The following is a 19,969-nucleotide window of genomic DNA, read 5'->3' on the forward strand; positions in this document are numbered from 1 at the left end:
GTGAAACCGCTTTGGTTTGAACCCCTCGTTGGTTGGGAGCGCAAATTCTACTGATTTAAGATCTGGCGTCAACACCTTTCTTTCATATTTTTGTAAATTATTTACGAAAACGAAAAACGCCCTCACACAGAGGGCGTTTCGGGGCACCTTTTTACTTAGTCTGGTGCTAATAGCAAATAGACGTTATCGCTATCCACGATGATCCGACACGAACGGATTTGTCTTTCGTTCATGACCCAGTGTCGAGGTGGGCCCATGGCCTGGAATAAATTCCACATCATCACCTAACGGGAAAAGCTTACCTTTAATAGAAGCGATCAAATCCGAATGATCACCGCCCGGAAAGTCTGTTCGTCCTATAGAGCCTTTGAACAACACATCCCCCACTTGAGCTACCTGGCTTGCACAGTGGTAAAACACAACATGGCCCGGCGTATGACCTGGGCAGTGAAACACCTCAAGTACCTGATTACCTACCGCCACCTGATCACCTTCCTCAAGCCATTGGGTAGGCGTAAAGGCCGTCACTTTCGGAAAACCGAACATTTGGCTCTGTTTATCCAAGCCATCAATCCAATAATCATCCCCTTTGTGAGGCCCAATAATTGGAACATTATATGCCGCGGCTAAATCACCCGTTGCACCAACGTGATCCAGATGACCGTGAGTTAACAAGATCTTTTCGATAGTGATGTTGGCTTCTTCGATGGCAGCCTGAATCAGATTGAGATCTCCACCGGGGTCTACAACGACACCTGATCGAGTTTCTTCACACCACCAGAGTGTGCAATTCTGCTGGAAAGGGGTAACGGGAATGATTCGATATTGCATAAGGCCTCCTGCTTAGGCCCAGTATACTGAGCCCTTGCACGAAAGCCTATGATGAGATGGAGGTTGACTAGCTTCGATTTTCGAAGGCTTTAACCATGGAGTTTAACTGGCGCTGCAAGCCTTTGAGTTCCGAAGTGGACTGCTCACTGTCTTGCGCTAGGCGTTCGTTCTCTTGAGATAATTTGCGAAGCGAGTCCACGTTACGTTGAATTTCATCCACAACAGCGGTTTGCTCCTCAGCCGCACTGGCCACACTGACCGTACGCTCAGAGATACCTTGCATCGATTCTGTTACCGCATCGAATACTTGCTCGACCTTATCGGACACCTTACGGCTGTCTGTCACCGCATTCTTTGTATCATCCAAGACATTTACGACCTGTCCCACTGAGCCCACGATATTCTCGACGGTCATTCTAACCGACTGCGTCGACTCTTTTGTTCTTGTGGCTAGAGTACGGACCTCATCGGCAACAACAGCAAATCCACGACCATACTCACCAGCTCGTGCCGCTTCTATCGCAGCGTTTAATGCCAACAAGTTAGTCTGTTCCGCTATTTCGGTAATTACACCGATGACATGTTCAATTTCTACCGTGTGCTGTTTGAGGTTACCGGCCTCCTGTTCGGCACTGCCCATCTGCTCATCAATACGGGAAATCGCCGCGACGATTTGATCCAGATGCACTCGACCACCTTGAGCCTCATCCGAGGCTTTAACAACCGCCTCCGACGTCGACATCATATTCTGCGAGATCTCTTGCGCGGATGCAGCCAATTCTGTCACAGCGGCCGACACCATTTCCGTTTCTTTGGTTTGGCTTTCCATACCGGATCTTGAGTGATTTACGATCTGTTCGGTTCGAAGTACAACCTGTTCAATTTCACCGGAGAAATCATCCAAACGACCGAGAACCGTCCGATTTGAAGCCGCTAGCATTTGCAGACCGTAATCTATGGAGCCAATCCCATTGGATCGCCCTGTATACAAATACTGCATGACAGGGTTGTTACTGATGGACTTGGACTTGGCCACCAGCGATAAAAGTGGTTTCACCACCAAAGCATATGCCACACCACCGATGGCCAATTCAGATATCACAGCGACCGCCCCAAGGAGCCACTGCCCAGTCACCCCTGCAACTAACATTGTGATCAAGGCCGCAAATATCGTGACCCACGCAAGCAGCATTTTAGGCGAGAGCCATTGAGAGGGTAGCGGGTTCTTTCCGCTGTTCAATGTTGTGTACAGCGCCGTCGCTTTCTTTTTCAGCTCTTCACTTGGCTTTACTCGGACCGACTGATATCCGACCTTCTCGCCATTCACATAGATAGGTGTCACATACGCATCTACCCAATAAAAACCACCGTCCTTACAACGGTTGACCACAATGCCTCGCCAGGGCTGGTCTTTCTTGAGCGTCGCCCACATATTTTCAAAAGCCGCTTTGGGCATAAAAGGATGGCGAACAATTCGGTGATGAGCTCCGATGAGCTCATCCTTGGTATAACCACTAATATGAATGAAGTGGTCATTCGCGTAAGTGATCCGCCCTTGAAGATCCGTGGTAGAGATCAACTGCTCACGCTGCGCAAAGCTTGCTTCTTTGCCTGTAATGGCTGCCGACGACATAGCCACTCCTTTGCCTTGTTTTTCTTAAATGAATTGAATATGAACAAAGTCACTTTCTTACGCTATTTGTCGGCCGGGAGTTACCGATCTTTATAAACTTTTCTATAATGTCGGCATCGATATTAGCGAGATTGCATATGACCACGCTCAACGAGCTCAATGATCATTTACAGGAGTTGCGTCCTCGATTAATCGCCTTTTGCCAATTGCAAACCGATTCTCGAGACTTAGCAGAGGACCTCGTTCAAGACGCACTGATTGCGGCTGTCGAGCGCTTAGACTGTTTCGAAGGCCGCTCACGCTTGGATACTTGGATCTTCGGTATCTTAAAATTCAAACTCATCGATTTTGTCCGCAAACGGGCCAAAGAGCGAACCCTCTTCCATAATGACTCGGAAGAGATCGACTTAGATAATTATTTCGATGGCGGCGAACATTGGCAGCCCGAAGCAACCCCTGAAAGCTGGTCAACGCCTGAAGACCTCCATTTCAAATCACAATTTTGGCAGGTGTTTGATTTCTGTTTGCTGCACCTTCCTGAAAACACGGCCAAAGTGTTCGCACTTCGTGAACTGATGGAGATGGATACCGGCGATATCTGCGAGTGTTTGTCGATCACTGAACAAAACTGCTGGACGATTTTACACAGAGCACGATTGAAACTTCGTGGTTGCGTCGAGCAAGGCTGGTTTATGAAGGAGGGGGATCAATGAAGTCCTGTAAGAAAGCCTCTTACCTGATGTCTAAAAAACTCGATACCGATCTTGCGTTGATGGATCGACTCTCGTTGCGAATGCACTTGATGATGTGCAGCAAGTGCTCCCGCTGCAATCGACAGATGGGATTTCTGCACGAGACATGCCGAAAACGCGATCAGCCCGAGCAGGATTAGAGAACTAAAAATCGGAGGCGCTGCCCATCAGCAACGCCTCTGATTGATTAGATCTTGTGATAGATCTCTGCGCCGGTTTCTTTAAACTCGGCCGATTTTTGTTGCATCCCCTCTTCGGCCTGGGCATTGATCGCCGCGACCTGAGCCTCATCTAGCTCGCGGACCTCTTGCGAGATCTTCATTGAGCAGAACTTAGGGCCGCACATAGAGCAAAAGTGCGCAACTTTGGCGGACTCTTTTGGCAACGTCTCGTCGTGAAACGCTTTCGCGGTATCGGGATCTAAACCAATATTAAATTGATCTTCCCACCGGAATTCGAACCGCGCTTTGGACATCGCATTATCACGTATTTGTGCGCCCGGGTGCCCTTTTGCAAGATCAGCCGCGTGCGCTGCGATTTTGTAGGTGATGATGCCGGTTTTTACATCCTCTTTATTCGGAAGACCAAGGTGCTCTTTCGGCGTGACATAACACAGCATGGCACAACCGTACCAACCAATCATCGCTGCACCAATACCGGAGGTGATGTGATCATACCCTGGGGCAATATCTGTCGTTAATGGACCAAGCGTGTAGAAAGGCGCCTCATGGCACTCTTTTAACTGCTTATCCATGTTCTCTTTGATCATGTGCATAGGAACGTGACCTGGACCTTCGATCATCACCTGCACATCATGCTTCCAAGCAATTTTGGTTAATTCACCAAGGGTTTCGAGCTCTGCAAACTGCGCTTCATCATTCGCATCGTAAACCGACCCCGGACGAAGACCATCTCCCAGCGAGAACGACACATCGTAGGCTTTACAAATCTCGCAGATCTCTTCGAAATGCGTGTATAGGAAGTTCTCTTTATGGTGAGCTAAACACCACTTCGCCATGATAGAGCCGCCGCGCGAAACGATACCCGTCATACGCTTCGCGGTCATCGGTACATATCGAAGCAATACACCGGCGTGAATCGTGAAGTAATCAACGCCCTGCTCTGCTTGCTCGATCAGTGTATCGCGGAACACTTCCCAGTTGAGGTCTTCTGCTACACCCTTCACTTTCTCAAGCGCTTGATAGATAGGCACCGTACCAATTGGGACAGGTGAGTTACGCAGAATCCACTCGCGTGTTTCGTGTATGTTGCGCCCTGTAGATAAGTCCATGATGGTGTCAGCACCCCAGCGCGTTCCCCAGGTCATTTTTTCAACTTCCTCTTCAATGGAGGAGGTCAATGCGCTGTTACCAATGTTGCCATTGATCTTCACCAAAAAATTGCGACCAATGATCATAGGCTCAAGTTCGGGGTGATTGATATTGGCCGGGATGATCGCTCGGCCTTCGGCCACTTCTTGGCGAACAAACTCTGGGGTGATCTCCTCCGGCAGGTTTGCTCCAAAGCTAAAGCCTGGATGCTGTTGAGCCACGCTTTGCCCTTCGGCGCGGGCTTTCGCAAGCTTCATGTTTTCTCGGATGGCGATGTATTCCATCTCTGGAGTCACTATACCTTGTCGTGCATAGTGCAACTGGGTCACATTGTGGCCGTGCTTTGCTCGACGCGGTTTACGTGTGAGCTCAAAGCGGAGCTGATCTAAGCGAAGATCCGCTTCCCTCACCCGCCCATACTCGGAGCTGAGTTGATTAAGCTGCTCGGTATCCTCTCGCTCTAAAATCCAGTTTTGTCGCAAAGGTGACAGACCTTTGCGAATATCGATTGAAGCCTCTGGGTCGGTGTAGGGGCCGGAGGTATCGTAAACATAGAGAGGATCGTTCTTTTCCCCACCAAAAGCGGTGGGTGTATCGTCTAGGCTGATCTCACGCATCGGAACACGAATATCGGGGCGCGAACCCTCAATGTACACTTTGCGAGAACGAGGAAACGGTTGCACAGAAGCGTGATCCACTTCGGCAGACTGGCTGAGATGGCGTTTATCTTTCATGACGGATTCTTGCGTTGGTTATTGTTTATTCTGAGCGTTCCAGAACGCGTGGAAGTGGTGCAAAGGACCATGTCCTTGCCCCACCTGTAATTGGTCTGCCGCTTTGATCGCTTCGGTCACAAACGCTTTTGCTTGTGAAACGGCATCGGGCATATCCAGCCCTTTAGCAAGCCCCGAGGCGATGGCAGAAGAGAGCGTACACCCGGTACCATGAGTATTCTTGGTGGGTATACGTTGAGTTGGAAACCGCAGCGTCGTGCGGCCATCGCTGAGCAAATCGACCGATGAGTCGCCGTTTAGATGACCGCCTTTGAGCAACACCCATTGCGAGCCAAGCTCCAATAACATGGGCAGCATGGCTTGCATCGCTTGCTCGCTATTGGGCTCAGGCACACCTAACAGCTCCACTGCTTCCGGCAGGTTCGGTGTAATCAAGGTTGCTTGCGGTATCAAAACCGACTGCAAAGCATGAATGGCTTCTGCTTTGAGCAATCGATCGCCGCTTTTCGACACCATGACCGGATCGACAACGAGCGGGCCATCATAAACATTCGCTTTAAGCGCAGATGCCACGGTTTCGATGGTGGACGCATCGCCAAGCATGCCGACTTTGATCGCGCTAATGCGGATGTCCGATAATACCGCTTCGATTTGAGCTGTGATCACATCCGAAGGTACAGGGTGAATAGCAGTAACAGAGTGAGTGTTCTGAGCCGTGATGGCTGTAATGACAGAAGTGCCAAACACGCCACAGGCGGAAAAGGTTTTGAGGTCGGCTTGAATGCCCGCACCACCACCGCTGTCGGAACCTGCAATGGTCAGTGCATTTTGGATACACGAGTGTTCTGATTGATATGTCATCTCGATTCCTACGCCAGTACGAGCTGGATCAGGTTCACGGGTATCATCTCAGCCAGACCATCTGGCACCCCGTCAAGATAAGATCAGTGTACGGTGATTCCTTGATAGTGTCTAGACACCTGTTTTTCGTGTTTTGCCGCCCTCATTAACGAAAAAGATACCTTTTGAATACACATTCAAGTATTCCTACTAAAAATAGGACTTTTTCCTATATCTTAAAAATCACCGATCGCCATAATAACAACCGTGGATCTCCTGTTCATGGAACGAATGTAAGGATGGCCTCGACAAGCGGAAAGGACACAAGGATGTACGCAAGGAAGCACCAGGTTTAACCTGTACCGCATGGAAAATGGAAGCCAAAATGAAGGCTCTGCAAAGGATTTGCGGAGCCTTCTGTCTTTCTGGGGTTCAAAACGCCGTTCGGCTTAATCACCTTTCACATCTTTACTCTTAATTGATCTCAACACTGCCCGCGCTTACGAACTCATATCAAAGCACAGCTCTGATGCTTTCAGAACAGCACTCTTAAGTTCAGTAATACATGGATTTAGAAGGGTAAATAGCGAAAGACCGACTAACGCATCCAGCAACGCTGAATGACAGAGCTGACCGGCAAGGTCGCACCAGAGGCGATCCAAGCGGCTATGTGATCAGCAACACCAGCAAATGACATGGGTTCGGGATGGGGTGTTGCTAACCAATCCGAAACGTGCGCCCGATTCCACTCATCGATGACGGTAGCTCGCTCAAGTGACTCTAGCAAAATCGCATTCGAGCGCTGCTCGGACTGGCCTTTCATCGGTTTGGTCAAGAACCGCTTCCCGTACTGCATCGCCTCGCTGGCCAAGCCAAACCCGCAGTTGGATATCACGCCATCACAACGTGCTAAGCATTGTTCAAATTGATCACGCGAGAGCGGATTAAACTGCACATTTTCTACCTGATAAGGGGCATCGCACTTTGCAAATACGTGAAATGTGTAATCCGGAAACCCAGAAAACCACCGCGTGAGCGTCTCAGCTCGTTCAAATGGCAGATACACTAAGATCTGTTTATCCTCGATGGAGCGTTCAAAGCGCGGCGGCGAAATCAAAGGCGGGATGATATCTCGGTTAAAGTGATCCCAATGCACACCAATGGGAACATTCACAGGCGCGAAGATCGACACACCAGGGCGCAGTAGCAAAGAAAGTCCTTTGTCTGGCAGTTTATGCTTAAACGCATATTGATGCGCTAATCCAACAGCTTTGACCTTTTTAAATTTGGCCGCCCAAGCGGTAACAGGCTCAAAATCGGTTAAAACTAGATCATAGCCATCCAGATCCAGAGCGCGAGCGTCTTTAATCAGCTGAGTCAGGCTATTGTTCATCAGTGTCGTCCATGGACGAACCTTGGCGCCGTCGCCCATATGGAAGGTCATACCACGAAAGACTTGGTAGTCGCCAAAGCACTCCATATCAAAGAGCGCTTCTTTAGGTCGTCCACTGAACAGATAATCCACTTCGATGCCTGCCGCTTTCAGGGCCGGCGCCATCACACGAGCGCGGGTAATGTGTCCATTTCCGGTTGCTTGTACGCCGTAGAGTATCTTCACAGTGCTCCCACCATCATCAATCGCCATGCGATTTCCGCCGACAAAACACCTAACGCCGCCCCCGCCACAATGTCCGTTGGATAATGCACGCCCAACACCACACGGGAGGCTCCGATACAACTGGCCAACAGATAAGCGGGCACACCGTATTCTGGGTAAAATTGAGCGACCACGGTTGCAAACACAAAAGCCGCCGCCGCGTGGCCAGAAGGAAGACTGAACTGATCAGAAGGTAAAATCACCGAAGGGACTTTGGAGGTATGGAACGGTCTTGGACGTCGAATCGCATTTTTCAGGCCCCAGTACACCGGCAACTCCATCAAATACGCGATCACGCCCACGGTTAGGAACAACCGCCCTAGTTCCGCATCATTCAGCGCCACCAGCACACCGATTAATGCGTATAGAAGGCCATCGCCTAGCCGTGAAACCCAGCGACTTACGCTGGCTAAGTGTAGATGGCTACTTCGAACGCCCTGAACCCACTCGTAGCCTATACGGTCCCAAGCGGTCAGGCGGTCCATGCGAAATGGATTGTTGAAGGCGCGCATACCGGTGTCCTCGCATTTGGTGATCGAGGCTAGCCTGAACGCCCTGAGTGACAATACGATGACAGCTTATTGACGCTCTAATGACAAACTCATCGACTATCGAAGGACACTGACGGTAAGATCAATCAAGGTTTGCGGATCATCCCACAACAGCATGTGTCCACCGGACATCTGGGTGACGGACACATCATAAGGGAGCTCACGACTAAGGCGCTGTGTATAGGAGACGGGTAACACCTCATCTTGATCACCGTGAAACACGTGAATCGAAAACGCGTTAGGGTCCCGGTTGCGTTGCAGTCGGTAACTGAACAACGAGTTTAACGTCGAGAGCGGGTACTCGTAGATCATTAAGGGGTCTTTCAAAATCTCGTCTTTAGCCGGATGCAGACGGATCAACTGATCAAAATCGAGCATGGATCGCATCGACACCCGCCCGCTTGGAAACCAAGGCGCACTGACCCCAAGCCAACTCCACCCCATTTGATGCAACCAATCAGGTGGGTATTCGCCAAGTATCAGGGTTTGTGTGATCACCTGATCGACACGTTCATCCGCTTCTGCCGACGCGAGCGCCAGCAAAGAGCCAATGGAATATCCCCAAAGTACAACCTTACGTTGATCGGCATGAAAGCGATCCAACAAGGCATGCACGGCCTCTTGAACCGAAGTGACACTGTATCCCCCCCTGCGACCACCAGAATAACCATGCCCTGGGTAATCCAACGAGATAACTTCAAAACCTTGCTGTGACACGCCGTATAAAAAGCGCGCATACAGCTCTGAGTAGGTCCCTAAACCGGGCAGAAACACCATTAAAGGCGGAAGGTCCTCAGGGGCGGATGACTGAGGGGCAGGCGAGTTGTTTGCTGGGTAGCGCTCGCAGTGCACTTCATCGATGTGAAACACTTCGCGATGCTGAAGGTCGGACAAGGCCATCTTATCCCGCAGCCGATCACGAAGGCTTTTATCATCCGTAGGCGGAGTGGGCGCTGAAAACAGATAAAACGGATCTAAAAACACCACTCCCCCTTGCCTATTGAATAGGCTATTTCTGGCATTTCGGGCAGTACACCGTTGTGCGCTGACCCATTCTTATCTCTTTTAGCACACTCTGACACACATGACACGGCTCACCACCACGACCGTACACCGATAAGGATTGGGCAAAGTAACCCGGCTTGCCATCGGAGTTGACGAAATCTTTTAACGTGGTGCCACCCTGTTCAATGGCTCGAGCTAGGACACGCTTGATATGCTCTACCAATAAGGTGATTTTCGCTTTTGACACCTTACCGGCCGGTTTTCGGGGATCAATCCCTGCAAAGAACAAGGATTCATTGGCGTAAATATTACCGACCCCCACCACAACATGACTGTCCATGATCCGTTGTTTGATTGCGATTGAGCGACCTTTACATTGCGCGTGTAGATAGGCTGCATCGAACTCATCGGACAGCGGTTCAGGCCCCAAAGTTTCGATCAGTTTGATCGTCTCACCGTGAGGCTGCCATAGCAATGAACCAAAGCGTCGTGGGTCGGTGTACCGCACCACCACACCGTTATCGAAGATCCAGTCGATATGATCGTGCCTTGCAGCAGGGCCTGCGCCCTCGGTCAGCACTCGCATACTGCCCGACATACCTAAGTGGGCCACCATCGCGCCATCATCAAAGTTCATCAGTAGATACTTCCCCCGGCGCTCCACCGAGTGAAGCACTTTGCCTTCCAAACGTTTTAGCGTCTCCACCGGCACCGGCCAGCGTAGCTTTGGCTGTCGTACCACCAATTCGGCCAAGGTGTGACCTTTACAGTGTGGCTCAATGCCACGGCGCGTGGTTTCTACTTCGGGCAACTCAGGCATGATGATCTCCTTTGTGGCATAAAAAAACCCGGCAAAGGCCGGGTTTTTCAAAGCGTCGGATCAATTACTTGATTTTCGCTTCTTTGTACATAACGTGCTTACGAACAACCGGATCAAACTTTTTGATCTCGAATTTTTCAGGCATGTTACGCTTGTTTTTGTCAGTTGTGTAGAAGTGACCTGTACCGGCAGAAGAAACCAGACGGATCTTTTCACGATTACCTTTAGCAGCCATCGTCTAGCTCCTTATACTTTTTCGCCACGGGCACGCATTTCAGTCAGAACTGAATCGATACCCTTTTTATCAATGATACGCATACCTTTAGAAGATACACGCAGACGTACGAACTTCTGCTCGCTCTCTACCCAGAAACGGTGCCAGTGCAGGTTAGGCAGGAAACGACGACGAGTTTTACGTTGTGAGTGGGAAACGTTGTTCCCTGTTACAGGGCGCTTGCCTGTAACCATACAAACTTTAGACATTTTTACACCTCTTAGGATATTTCTATTCAGATGATTATCGGCTTTGCCGCAATTCAGATTGCTACTTAAGCCTCAGGCGGAGCGTCCAAACCCAGGACAAAATCCCATACCGGATGAATAGAGCGGCGCATTGTACAGAAAACCATCAATCAATGCCAACTTTTATTTAGGGTTAGATCCACCCCCGCTCCGCAAACGACACCACATCAGCATCGCCGACAACAAGATGGTCCAGCACACGGATGTCCACCAGCGCCAACGCGGACTGAATGCGCTCGGTGATGTTTCGATCAGCACGGGAAGGCTCGGCAACACCGGAGGGGTGATTGTGCGACAAGATCAGTGCGGCCGCATTCAGGACCAGCGCACGCTTTACGATCTCCCGCGGGTAGACCGCCGCCGCATTAATCGTGCCTGCAAACATCGGCTCGTACCGAATCACACGGTGTTGATTATCGAGAAACAAACAGGCGAACACCTCCTGCGTTTCGTGACGTAACTTGGCTCGTAAGTACTGACGCACCGCTTCAGGGCTGTTCATCACATCGGTTCGCTCAAGCGTGGCGCTGAGGTGGCGTCTTGCCATCTCCAATACCGCTTGTAACTGAGCAAATTTAGCATCCCCAAGCCCCGGTGCTTGGCAAAATTGGGTTTGAGTGCTTTCGAGCAGCTCACGAAGCCCGCCAAAACGGGATAGAAGATCACGCGCCAGATCCACAGCACTGACGCCTTTGATACCAGTACGTAAAAAGATGGCCAACAATTCGGCATCGGATAAAGAAGATGGACCTTGTGAGAGCAGTTTTTCCCTCGGTCGCTCGGCCTTAGGCCAGTCAGTAATCGCCACGAACTCGTTCCTTGAGACTGTGTGGAAACAGAGGTTGTACCCGATTGGCGCTACGCAACCCTCGGGCGAAGTGGTATCTTACAGCCCCTTATATGAACGACAGCCAACAGGTTAAGGTGTATGCATCAACTGACGAACAAACAGATCGTATTGGGGATCACTGGCGGCATCGCAGCGTACAAAAGCGCTGAGCTAACACGCTTGCTTAAAGGCGCCGGTGTAGACGTACGCATCGTGATGACCCCAGCCGCTCAGGAGTTCATTACACCCTTGACGCTTCAAGCGCTGTCCGGTCATACGGTACACACCGAGCTGCTCGACCCCGAAGCCGAAGCCGGCATGGGCCACATCGAGCTTGCCAAATGGGCTGACCTTTTAGTCATCGCTCCCGCCTCGGCTGATTTTATGGCTCGTATGGCCAGCGGTATGGGCAACGACCTGCTCACCACCTTATGCTTAGCGACCGATGCCCCCATCTGTTTGGCGCCTGCGATGAACCAAGCGATGTGGCGAAGCCCGCAAACTCAAGCCAATGCACAACAATTGGAAAACCAAGGCGTTCTTCTGTGGGGTCCAGCTGATGGCCAACAAGCCTGTGGTGATGTGGGCCCTGGACGAATGATCGAACCGGCCGAGATCCTTCTTAATGTTGCATCCCAATTTGACACAGGCGCGTTAAGCGGCCGATCCGTCGTGATTACTGCAGGCCCGACCCGCGAAGCGTTGGACCCTGTTCGATACATCTCCAATCACAGCTCTGGCAAGATGGGGTTCAGCCTGGCCGAGGCCGCGGTAGACGCCGGTGCCCATGTAACCCTAATTGCGGGGCCTGTGAATTTAGCCACACCGGATCATGTACAGCGCATTGATGTGGTCAGCGCCGAAGATATGCTGTTTGCCGCACAGACTGCCGCAGACAGCTGCGACGTATTCATCGCCTGCGCTGCGGTCGCGGATTACCGCCCTGCCGCCGTGGCGGAGCAAAAGATCAAAAAAGGCAAAGAAGAGATCATGGAGCTTCGCTTGGTCAAAAACCCCGATATAGTTGCGACGATTGCGGCCATGGACAATGGCCCCTTCACTGTTGGCTTTGCTGCTGAAACTCAAGATGTGATCGAGTACGCCAAAAGCAAACGCGCTCGCAAGCAATTGGATTTGATCATCGCCAACGATGTATCAGAACCTGGCATCGGTTTTAACAGCGACGATAACGCAGTGACCTTGATCAGCGAAGATTCTATCGAGCCTTTACCCAAAATGAGTAAGCGAAAGCTCGCTTCCCAATTGATTCACCACATTGCCGAGTACCTACCGGCACGTAACAACGATTAGTAACGAAGATATAAGAGGACACCCAATGACGGCTCTTCAGGTCAAAATTCTGGATAAACGCATCGGCGATACCATGCCACTACCCGCTTACGCTACCGAAGGCTCGGCGGGTATGGATCTGCGCGCCTGCATCGACGAGGCGATCACTCTGGAGCCTGGGCAAACGGAACTGATCCCTACAGGGCTTGCGATCCACATCGCGGACCCAAACCTGTGCGCAATGATCTTACCGCGCTCAAGCCTTGGCCATAAACACGGCATCGTGCTGGGCAACTTGGTTGGCCTTATCGACTCGGATTACCAAGGCCAACTCTTTGTCTCTTGCTGGAACCGCGGCAATACTGCCTTCACGCTGGAGCCTTCTGAGCGTTTAGCGCAATTGGTACTGGTCCCTGTGGTTCAAGCGCAGCTGGAAGTTGTCGATGAATTTGATCAAACCGACCGTGGCGAGGGCGGCTTTGGCTCAACAGGCCGTAAGTAACCGTTCACTCACCTTTGAGTTTAAGCGCCGAGTCTTTCTAAAGAATCCACGGCGCTGATGCTCAAAGTTTGCTATCGTTAGCCGCTTAACCCCAAACCTGTATGGCAGAGACTTAGCACTCACCTGCAGGGCAAGGACAGTTTTCGCTTTTTGGGAGATATTCGAAATGCCACTTAATCGCTCACAAGCCATGACGACCGCCGAAGTTTTGAGCATCGCGGTCCCTTACATTCAGCGCTTTGCCGGAAAGACCATTGTCATCAAGTACGGCGGTAATGCGATGACCGACGACAAGCTGAAAGACAGCTTTGCACGTGACATCGTTATGATGAAACTGATCGGTCTCAACCCGATTGTGGTTCACGGTGGCGGCCCTCAAATTGGCGACCTGCTTGAGAAGCTGAAAATCGAATCTCACTTCATCAACGGTATGCGCGTAACCGACTCTAAAACCATGGATGTGGTTGAGATGGTGCTCGGCGGCATGGTGAACAAAGAGATCGTCGGCATGATCAACGCCAACGGCGGTAAAGCGATCGGCCTTACGGGGAAGGATGGACGTCTTCTGCAAGCACGTAAACTGCGTGTTAAGCACAAAACACCAGAGATGTCGGCGCCTGAGATCATCGATATCGGCCACGTAGGCGAAGTCGAAACCGTGAATACCGACGTATTGGACATGTTGGTCAATTCGGACTTTATCCCTGTGATCGCGCCTATTGGTGTAGGCCCAGACGGTGCGTCTTACAACATCAATGCGGATTTGGTCGCCGGTAAGGTGGCTGAAGTACTGAAAGCTGAAAAGCTGATCTTACTGACCAACATCGCAGGCTTGATGGATAAAGAGGGTAAAATCCTGACCGGATTGTCCACCGAACAAGTGGACGCTCTGATTGAAGATGGCACCATCTATGGCGGCATGCTGCCAAAAATCGGCTGTGCGTTGGACGCGGTAAAAGCCGGTGTGAACAGTGCGCACATCATTGATGGTCGTGTTGAGCACTCATGCCTTCTCGAAATTTTCACCGATGAGGGCGTTGGTACCCTGATCACAAACCACACTCTGTAATACGGTACATTGAAGCTTAATGAGCGATAACACACAAAAATTATCACGTCGGGAGCAGATCCTTCAGGCGTTAGCTCAAATGCTGGAAGTTAATCCAGGACAACGGATCACCACGGCTGCGCTGGCCAAAGAGGTCGGCGTATCGGAAGCGGCGCTTTACCGTCATTTCCCCAGCAAAGCGCGTATGTTCGAGGGCCTGATTGGCTTTATCGAAGATACGATCTTTAGCCGCGTGAACATGATCACAAGCTCGGACAGCCCAGCGACGCGTCAATGCGAACAGATTCTGACCTTGGTGCTTGCCTTTGTTGAACGCAACCCTGGTATGGCGCGTATTTTGACCGCGGATGCCTTGGCCGGTGAAACAGATCGGTTACGCACCCGTGTGAATCAGTTCTTTGAACGCTTGGAAACTCAGCTTAAGCAACTTTTACGCGAGGCTGAACTGAAAGAAGGCTTACGCACCCACACCACCTCGGGTATCTCGGCCAACTTAATGATGACTGTGATCGAAGGTCACATACGCCAGTTTGTCCGCAGTGAGTTTCGTCGTCGTCCAACCGAACACTGGCAAGACCAGTGGGCGCGTTTAGCGGTCGGCATCTTCCGGGACTGAGTCCACACCGTCACTTGGGTGATGCTCTTTTGCCCAAGTGGCTTTTGTTTCAACCCTAAGCAACATCGCCTGCGCTGATATCAGCTGAACCCCCGCCTCATCCAATGCCGGAAGCGCTTCTTGCAAGAAGTGAATGGTTTCTGGATACGGGTGCCCAATCACCACCGCTTCACCGTATTTTCGAGCGATCAACACCGCTTTTAAAAACTGATCCTGAATAAACGCCCGCTCGATTTTATGATCGAGAAAGACATCACGCTCCAGCGCGCGAACCTGATGTGCTTTAGCCGTTGCATAAGCCACGCTTTTTGCGGTGGTGCGGCTATCAACAAAAAACAGGTTCTGCTCTTTAACGACATCCATCACCCAGCTCATCGCTGTTTCGTTTTGTGTCAGCAGACTGCCCATGTGATTATTGACGCCCGCCACATGCGGAACCGCGGCTAAGTCTTTACGCAAAGTGGCTTTTAATTGCGCTTCACTTTGGTCTGGCGTTAGCGCGCCTGGGCCTAATTTATAGTGATGCGTATTAGCCATAGGCGCATGCAGCATGATGCGCTTTCCTGCAGCATGGGCTTTTTCCGCCAGCGTTTTTCCAAATGCTGAAAAAGGTAAGACGGCATAGGTAACAGGGCCTGGTAGCGCGATCGCGGCTTCTCCCTCCGCCAGATTATTCCCGATGTCATCAATGATGATGGTGATCGCTGGCGCTAATTCGGTATCCGCTTGAGCGCTTTGAAAACAGAGCCCAAACAGGAGGCTCAAAACGAACATCAGCGCCCGAGCGGGCGCTGATCTTGTGGATAACAACATAAGTCGACTACAACTGTCCTTACGGTGCGGATGAAGCAGGCTTCACAATCGAGAGCGCCTTAAGTAGGTTCAACGCCTCATAGAGTTGGTAATCACGCTCGGCCAAGGATTGCTGCGCAGCGGCCAGCTCTTGATCACTGATCGCCGCGCCTTCTTCGCCGTTGGTTAAGTGCCCCATCAGGTCACTCTCTTTCGGGAAGTCGATATTTTTCACGGACTTAATCTCGGCCTCTTCGACCACGACATCAGGTTCAATCCCCTGCGCCTGAATCGAGCGACCGCTTGGCGTAAAGTAGCGTGCCGTAGTCAACTTTAAAGCACGATCATCCGAGAGCGGCAGCACCGTTTGCACCGAGCCTTTACCAAAGCTGGTGGTGCCCATAATGACCGCTCGTTTCTGATCTTGGAGCGCACCGGCAACAATCTCAGAGGCCGAGGCCGAACCACTGTTGATCAAGACCACCACAGGGACATTACCAACCGACATCGCTTTGGTGGCGTTAAACTGCGTATCCGCACTGTTAATCCGCCCTTCGGTATAGACAATCAGCCCACCATCTACAAAGGCATCGACCACTTCAACAGCAGCTTGCAAAACGCCGCCTGGGTTATTGCGCAAATCCAACACGACGCCGGTTAACGGAGTCTCGGCTTGCAGCTTTTTCAGTGCCTTTTTCAGATCGGAACCCGTGTTACTTTGGAATTGAGTAATACGCACGTAGCCAAAGCCGTTGCCAAGGCTTCGCGATTTCACGCTGGTTACCTTGATGATGTCACGCGTAATGGTCAGCTCTAAGGGTTTTTGCACCCCTTCACGAATGATGGTGAGCTTAATTTTAGACCCAGGTTCGCCGCGCATATGGTTGATGGTTTCATCCACACCGATGCTTTGAACCGACTCGCCATCCACGCGGGTAATGATATCGCCGGCTTTAATGCCCGCCTTTTCCGCCGGAGTATCATCAATAGGACTGATGACCCGGATAAACCCATCCTCTTGGGTAATCTCAACCCCAACACCACCAAACTCACCTGTGGTGTGCTCTTGAAGCTCCTCAAAGGCGTCGGGCTCGAGGTAACTTGAGTGAGGGTCTAAGCCTGCGATCATGCCGCGAATCGCATCTTCTAAGACTTTTTTATCGTCCACAGGCTCAACGTACGCTTGTTTAATGCGATCAAACACTTCACTGAATCGACGCAACTCCTCAAGCGGCAGCGTATCATTTGTGGGCTGCTCAGGCGCTTGATCGGCCATCGCCGCCCCACTGATCACCAGACCCAATGCCATCAACAGCGGGGTTTTAATAAAACGGTTGGATAAAAGCACAGAAGGTGTTCGCATTGTCTGATGTTCCTTGTATCGCGGCTCATTCGGTGAGCATCGCTCTGGCACGCCCTCTTTAGTGAGGCCGCATTCTCCCGAAGGTTCCGTAACGCCTATCGTTTTGACAGCCAACTGATTGGATCAACGGATTTGCCTTTGTATCGAACGGCAAAATACAGTGCAGGACGGCTGTAACCCCCACTTTGACCCACAGAGGAGATGGTTTCTCCCTGCTGAACCCAATCACCGGTGGTTTTTTTCAACGCATCGTTATGACCATATAAGCTCATATAGCCATCACCGTGATCGATAATCAATAACAAACCGTACCCACGCAACCAATCCGAGAAGACCACCCGACCGTGATGCACCGCTTTCACGGCCTGGCCTATGCTGCCTTCAATGACCAGTCCATCTGAAGTGATGTTATCGGAGCCACTGCCGTAACCGGTGAGTACGCGCCCTTTGATAGGCCAATTTAATTGCCCTTTTAAGGTTTTGAACGCTTTGTTGTTTTGCTCAAGACGTGCCGCTTCAACCGATTTTATGATCTTCGCCAGCAACGCCTCTAACCGCTTCTGATCCGCTTGTTTTTTAGCAAGCTCACTCTGACGATTTTTGACCTGCTTTTTGAGTGCCGCAACTTGATTGGCCCGCTGGCTTTTCAGGCTTTTTTGCGATTCCAGCTCTTTCGCAAGCGCCGCGCGGTTCGCGACCAAAGAGGCTTGTGTTTGATCGATCCCCACTTGCGCCTTTTGAAGTGACGCCAGTGTGTCTTGGTAGCGATCAATCACCTCTGCTTGAGCCTTGGTGAAGTGATCATAATAGTGGGACATGCGCGAGATACGCTCAGGGTCTCGCTGATTGAGCAGCATGTAGAGCCTTGGCTGATGTCCGAGCCGGTATTGCTGACGAATCAGATCCATGACCGCTTCTTTTTGCGCAGCGATCGACTGCTCCAGCTCCGCTTTCTCGGCTTGAAACTGCCCCAAATCTTGATTCAAGGTGCCCAACTGCTCATCAAGTTGATCGAGCTTAACCTGAAGGTCGCTTAACGCCCGCTCCGTATCCGCCAACGCACTTTGCGCTTGGTTTTCCTTGGAACGATCCTTTTTAAGGGCCGCCTGAATCTGCTGAATCTCTTTTTTCAGCGAACCTAATTGGCGTTCCGTTGCCTTTTGATCCTCTGCGTGTGAAGGAGCCGCCCCTAACATCACCAAAGATAGAGCAATGAGCAGCGGCTTTTTCGACGCAAAAAAAGGCCGCGCAAGCGGCCTGACAATGAACGGCTTAACCGAAGTGAACAAGATTTTTGCCTGTCATCTCTTCCGGTTGATCCAAATCCAACATCGTTAATAGCGTCGGCGCCAAATCGCACAATGCACCATCATCCAACGTCACACTGGCTTTACGAGGGCCATCGTAAATCAACGCTACCGGGAAGGTGGTGTGCGCTGTGTGAGCTTGGCCGGTACGCGGGTCCAGCATCATCTCAACATTACCGTGGTCCGCTGTGATCAAGGTTTCACCGCCCACTTTTTCCATCGCAGCAATCACACGCGCCAAGCTTTGATCAACGGCTTCCACCGCTTTGACCGCCGCATCAAAGACACCGGTGTGTCCCACCATATCACCGTTCGGATAATTACACACGATCAGATCGTATTTACCGGACTCGATTGCCTCAACCAGCTTATCGGTCATTTCCGGTGCGCTCATTTCAGGCTGAAGGTCGTACGTAGCCACCGAAGGAGACGGGATCAAAATACGATCTTCACCCTCGTACACGGACTCTTCACCACCATTAAAGAAGAAGGTGACGTGCGCGTATTTCTCAGTTTCAGAGATACGCAACTGCGTTTTACCCTGCTGCGATAAAAACTCACCGAGGCCGTTCACCAATTTGAACGGAGGATAAGCGCAGTTAGCAGGAATATCCGATGCGTATTCGGTCATCATCACGTAATCCGCCAACGCAGGGTGCGCCGTGCGCTCAAAGCCATCGAATTGATCTTCAACGAAGGCTTTAGTGATTTCACGAGCGCGATCCGGACGGAAGTTAGCGCAAACCACCACATCACCGTCACCGATCAGCCCAACAGGCGTTCCATCTTTAGTGATCACCGTCGCCTTCACAAACTCATCGTTTTCTTCACGCTCGTAGGCAGCCGCTAAAGCTTCCACACCTGAGGTGGCTGTAAACTCAGCTTTACCCGAGGTCATAGCGTCATACGCTTGCTGAACACGATCCCAACGGTTGTCACGATCCATCGCAAAGTAACGACCCACCACGGTGGCGATCTCGCCCTTACCGATGGCGGCTAATTGATCTTGTGCTTTCTTCAACGAAGGCTCAGCAGAGCGCGGTGGCATATCGCGGCCATCCAAAATGGCGTGCAGATAGATACGCTCGGCCCCACGGTCAGCAGCCATTTGCAATAAAGCCATCATATGGTCTTCATGGCTGTGAACACCGCCTGGGGATAACAGACCTAACACATGAACCGCTTTGCCCGCTTGGATCGCTTTATCCATACCGGCCACCAGCACATCGTTCTCGAACAAGGTCTTTTCTTCGATCGCTTTCGAAATACGGGTGTAGTTTTGATACACGATGCGGCCCGCGCCGATGTTCATGTGACCCACTTCAGAGTTACCCATCTGCCCATCCGGCAGACCCACAGCAAGGCCGGAGGTCGCAATACGGGCCGTTGGGTTATTGGCAATTAACGCATCCCACGTTGGGGTATTCGCCGCTTCAACCGCGGAGGATGGTGTTGACTCGATACCGTAGCCATCCAAGATGATTAACGCTTTAGGAGAACGAACAGCATTCATGAAACTGTGCCT

General features: G+C 51.3%; 21 protein-coding genes and 1 riboswitch. Of the genes, 6 read left to right on the forward strand and 15 right to left on the reverse strand.

Annotated features, from left to right (window positions below; all coding sequences use genetic code 11):
- Nucleotides 1-189: 189 nt before the first annotated feature.
- Both ACXAF9_RS17445 and ACXAF9_RS17450 read right to left on the reverse strand, forming a co-directional pair.
- Nucleotides 190-831: an MBL fold metallo-hydrolase gene (locus ACXAF9_RS17445; RefSeq protein ID WP_475076494.1), complete on the reverse strand. Its 642-nt coding sequence runs from the start codon at nucleotides 829-831 to the stop codon at nucleotides 190-192.
- Between the two features lie 67 nt (nucleotides 832-898).
- On the reverse strand, nucleotides 899-2,464 hold the full coding sequence (locus ACXAF9_RS17450) for a methyl-accepting chemotaxis protein (protein WP_475076496.1): 1,566 nt from the start codon (nucleotides 2,462-2,464) through the stop codon (nucleotides 899-901).
- A gap of 137 nt (nucleotides 2,465-2,601) precedes the next feature.
- On the opposite strand from ACXAF9_RS17450, the gene ACXAF9_RS17455 reads away from it, so the two are divergent.
- Nucleotides 2,602-3,177, forward strand: coding sequence for a sigma-70 family RNA polymerase sigma factor (locus ACXAF9_RS17455; protein ID WP_475076498.1), 576 nt, complete (start codon nucleotides 2,602-2,604; stop codon nucleotides 3,175-3,177).
- A complete protein-coding gene (locus ACXAF9_RS17460; protein ID WP_475076500.1) occupies nucleotides 3,174-3,356 on the forward strand; it encodes an anti-sigma factor family protein in 183 nt (60 codons plus the stop codon). The genes ACXAF9_RS17455 and ACXAF9_RS17460 overlap by 4 nt, the downstream gene beginning before the upstream one ends.
- A gap of 47 nt (nucleotides 3,357-3,403) precedes the next feature.
- Here the strand turns inward: ACXAF9_RS17460 and thiC are convergent, their stop codons facing one another.
- The 9 genes from thiC to radC all read right to left on the reverse strand — a co-directional run bounded on the left by thiC (nucleotide 3,404) and on the right by radC (nucleotide 11,484).
- Entirely contained in the window at nucleotides 3,404-5,281 is a 1,878-nt protein-coding gene (gene thiC, locus ACXAF9_RS17465) for a phosphomethylpyrimidine synthase ThiC (RefSeq protein ID WP_475076502.1), read from the reverse strand.
- Nucleotides 5,282-5,299: 18 nt separating this feature from the next.
- Nucleotides 5,300-6,142, reverse strand: a complete 843-nt coding sequence (thiD, locus tag ACXAF9_RS17470; RefSeq protein WP_475076504.1) for a bifunctional hydroxymethylpyrimidine kinase/phosphomethylpyrimidine kinase — start codon at nucleotides 6,140-6,142, stop codon at nucleotides 5,300-5,302.
- A riboswitch (TPP riboswitch) is annotated at nucleotides 6,131-6,224 on the reverse strand. It overlaps the preceding gene by 12 nt.
- A gap of 495 nt (nucleotides 6,225-6,719) precedes the next feature.
- Complete coding sequence (locus ACXAF9_RS17475; RefSeq protein WP_475076506.1) at nucleotides 6,720-7,739, reverse strand: glycosyltransferase family protein; 1,020 nt, start codon at nucleotides 7,737-7,739, stop codon at nucleotides 6,720-6,722.
- Complete coding sequence (locus ACXAF9_RS17480; protein WP_475076508.1) at nucleotides 7,736-8,290, reverse strand: phosphatase PAP2 family protein; 555 nt, start codon at nucleotides 8,288-8,290, stop codon at nucleotides 7,736-7,738. Before ACXAF9_RS17480 ends, ACXAF9_RS17475 begins: the two co-directional genes overlap by 4 nt.
- 96 nt (nucleotides 8,291-8,386) lie before the next feature.
- Nucleotides 8,387-9,316 carry an alpha/beta fold hydrolase gene (locus ACXAF9_RS17485; protein ID WP_475076510.1) on the reverse strand — a complete coding sequence of 310 codons (930 nt, stop codon included), beginning with the start codon at nucleotides 9,314-9,316 and terminating at the stop codon, nucleotides 8,387-8,389.
- A 22-nt stretch (nucleotides 9,317-9,338) separates the two neighbouring features.
- Complete coding sequence (gene mutM / locus ACXAF9_RS17490) at nucleotides 9,339-10,154, reverse strand: bifunctional DNA-formamidopyrimidine glycosylase/DNA-(apurinic or apyrimidinic site) lyase (protein WP_475076512.1); 816 nt, start codon at nucleotides 10,152-10,154, stop codon at nucleotides 9,339-9,341.
- Nucleotides 10,155-10,218: 64 nt separating this feature from the next.
- The gene (rpmG, locus tag ACXAF9_RS17495; RefSeq protein ID WP_075174222.1) at nucleotides 10,219-10,389 is read right to left on the reverse strand and encodes a 50S ribosomal protein L33; all 171 of its coding nucleotides are present in this window, start codon (nucleotides 10,387-10,389) and stop codon (nucleotides 10,219-10,221) included.
- An 11-nt stretch (nucleotides 10,390-10,400) separates the two neighbouring features.
- Nucleotides 10,401-10,637 carry a 50S ribosomal protein L28 gene (rpmB, locus tag ACXAF9_RS17500; RefSeq protein WP_475076516.1) on the reverse strand — a complete coding sequence of 79 codons (237 nt, stop codon included), beginning with the start codon at nucleotides 10,635-10,637 and terminating at the stop codon, nucleotides 10,401-10,403.
- 172 nt (nucleotides 10,638-10,809) lie between these two features.
- A complete protein-coding gene (gene radC / locus ACXAF9_RS17505; protein WP_475076518.1) occupies nucleotides 10,810-11,484 on the reverse strand; it encodes a RadC family protein in 675 nt (224 codons plus the stop codon).
- Nucleotides 11,485-11,604: 120 nt separating this feature from the next.
- On the opposite strand from radC, the gene coaBC reads away from it, so the two are divergent.
- The 4 genes from coaBC (at nucleotide 11,605) to slmA (ending at nucleotide 14,982) form a co-directional block, all read left to right on the forward strand.
- Nucleotides 11,605-12,816, forward strand: coding sequence for a bifunctional phosphopantothenoylcysteine decarboxylase/phosphopantothenate--cysteine ligase CoaBC (coaBC, locus tag ACXAF9_RS17510; protein WP_475076520.1), 1,212 nt, complete (start codon nucleotides 11,605-11,607; stop codon nucleotides 12,814-12,816).
- Between the two features lie 25 nt (nucleotides 12,817-12,841).
- On the forward strand, nucleotides 12,842-13,297 hold the full coding sequence (dut, locus tag ACXAF9_RS17515; RefSeq protein ID WP_475076523.1) for a dUTP diphosphatase: 456 nt from the start codon (nucleotides 12,842-12,844) through the stop codon (nucleotides 13,295-13,297).
- A 166-nt stretch (nucleotides 13,298-13,463) separates the two neighbouring features.
- Nucleotides 13,464-14,366: an acetylglutamate kinase gene (argB, locus tag ACXAF9_RS17520; RefSeq protein ID WP_475076527.1), complete on the forward strand. Its 903-nt coding sequence runs from the start codon at nucleotides 13,464-13,466 to the stop codon at nucleotides 14,364-14,366.
- Between the two features lie 19 nt (nucleotides 14,367-14,385).
- Nucleotides 14,386-14,982 carry a nucleoid occlusion factor SlmA gene (gene slmA, locus ACXAF9_RS17525; RefSeq protein WP_475076530.1) on the forward strand — a complete coding sequence of 199 codons (597 nt, stop codon included), beginning with the start codon at nucleotides 14,386-14,388 and terminating at the stop codon, nucleotides 14,980-14,982.
- Here the strand turns inward: slmA and ACXAF9_RS17530 are convergent.
- The 4 genes from ACXAF9_RS17530 to gpmI form a co-directional block, all read right to left on the reverse strand.
- Nucleotides 14,956-15,756 carry a divergent polysaccharide deacetylase family protein gene (locus ACXAF9_RS17530; RefSeq protein WP_475076533.1) on the reverse strand — a complete coding sequence of 267 codons (801 nt, stop codon included), beginning with the start codon at nucleotides 15,754-15,756 and terminating at the stop codon, nucleotides 14,956-14,958. The genes slmA and ACXAF9_RS17530 overlap by 27 nt on opposite strands.
- A gap of 58 nt (nucleotides 15,757-15,814) precedes the next feature.
- Nucleotides 15,815-17,137 (reverse strand): S41 family peptidase, encoded by a 1,323-nt coding sequence (locus tag ACXAF9_RS17535; RefSeq protein WP_475076535.1) that lies wholly within the window; start codon nucleotides 17,135-17,137, stop codon nucleotides 15,815-15,817.
- A 95-nt stretch (nucleotides 17,138-17,232) separates the two neighbouring features.
- A complete protein-coding gene (locus ACXAF9_RS17540) occupies nucleotides 17,233-18,426 on the reverse strand; it encodes a murein hydrolase activator EnvC family protein (RefSeq protein WP_475076537.1) in 1,194 nt (397 codons plus the stop codon).
- Nucleotides 18,410-19,957 (reverse strand): 2,3-bisphosphoglycerate-independent phosphoglycerate mutase, encoded by a 1,548-nt coding sequence (gene gpmI, locus ACXAF9_RS17545; RefSeq protein ID WP_475076539.1) that lies wholly within the window; start codon nucleotides 19,955-19,957, stop codon nucleotides 18,410-18,412. Before gpmI ends, ACXAF9_RS17540 begins: the two co-directional genes overlap by 17 nt.
- Between the last annotated feature and the right edge of the window lie 12 nt (nucleotides 19,958-19,969).

Source organism: Neptunomonas sp. ABH4_499 (genome assembly GCF_056160565.1).

Coding starts and splice junctions, on each gene's coding strand:
- ACXAF9_RS17445 (WP_475076494.1), bottom strand. CDS start 831: ATGCAATATCGAATCATTCCCGTTACCCCTTTCCAGCAGAATTGCACA.
- ACXAF9_RS17450 (WP_475076496.1), bottom strand. CDS start 2,464: ATGTCGTCGGCAGCCATTACAGGCAAAGAAGCAAGCTTTGCGCAGCGT.
- ACXAF9_RS17455 (WP_475076498.1), top strand. CDS start 2,602: ATGACCACGCTCAACGAGCTCAATGATCATTTACAGGAGTTGCGTCCT.
- ACXAF9_RS17460 (WP_475076500.1), top strand. CDS start 3,174: ATGAAGTCCTGTAAGAAAGCCTCTTACCTGATGTCTAAAAAACTCGAT.
- thiC (WP_475076502.1), bottom strand. CDS start 5,281: ATGAAAGATAAACGCCATCTCAGCCAGTCTGCCGAAGTGGATCACGCT.
- thiD (WP_475076504.1), bottom strand. CDS start 6,142: ATGACATATCAATCAGAACACTCGTGTATCCAAAATGCACTGACCATT.
- ACXAF9_RS17480 (WP_475076508.1), bottom strand. CDS start 8,290: ATGCGCGCCTTCAACAATCCATTTCGCATGGACCGCCTGACCGCTTGG.
- mutM (WP_475076512.1), bottom strand. CDS start 10,154: ATGCCTGAGTTGCCCGAAGTAGAAACCACGCGCCGTGGCATTGAGCCA.
- rpmG (WP_075174222.1), bottom strand. CDS start 10,389: ATGGCTGCTAAAGGTAATCGTGAAAAGATCCGTCTGGTTTCTTCTGCC.
- rpmB (WP_475076516.1), bottom strand. CDS start 10,637: ATGTCTAAAGTTTGTATGGTTACAGGCAAGCGCCCTGTAACAGGGAAC.
- coaBC (WP_475076520.1), top strand. CDS start 11,605: ATGCATCAACTGACGAACAAACAGATCGTATTGGGGATCACTGGCGGC.
- dut (WP_475076523.1), top strand. CDS start 12,842: ATGACGGCTCTTCAGGTCAAAATTCTGGATAAACGCATCGGCGATACC.
- argB (WP_475076527.1), top strand. CDS start 13,464: ATGCCACTTAATCGCTCACAAGCCATGACGACCGCCGAAGTTTTGAGC.
- slmA (WP_475076530.1), top strand. CDS start 14,386: ATGAGCGATAACACACAAAAATTATCACGTCGGGAGCAGATCCTTCAG.
- ACXAF9_RS17530 (WP_475076533.1), bottom strand. CDS start 15,756: ATGTTCGTTTTGAGCCTCCTGTTTGGGCTCTGTTTTCAAAGCGCTCAA.
- ACXAF9_RS17535 (WP_475076535.1), bottom strand. CDS start 17,137: ATGCGAACACCTTCTGTGCTTTTATCCAACCGTTTTATTAAAACCCCG.
- gpmI (WP_475076539.1), bottom strand. CDS start 19,957: ATGAATGCTGTTCGTTCTCCTAAAGCGTTAATCATCTTGGATGGCTAC.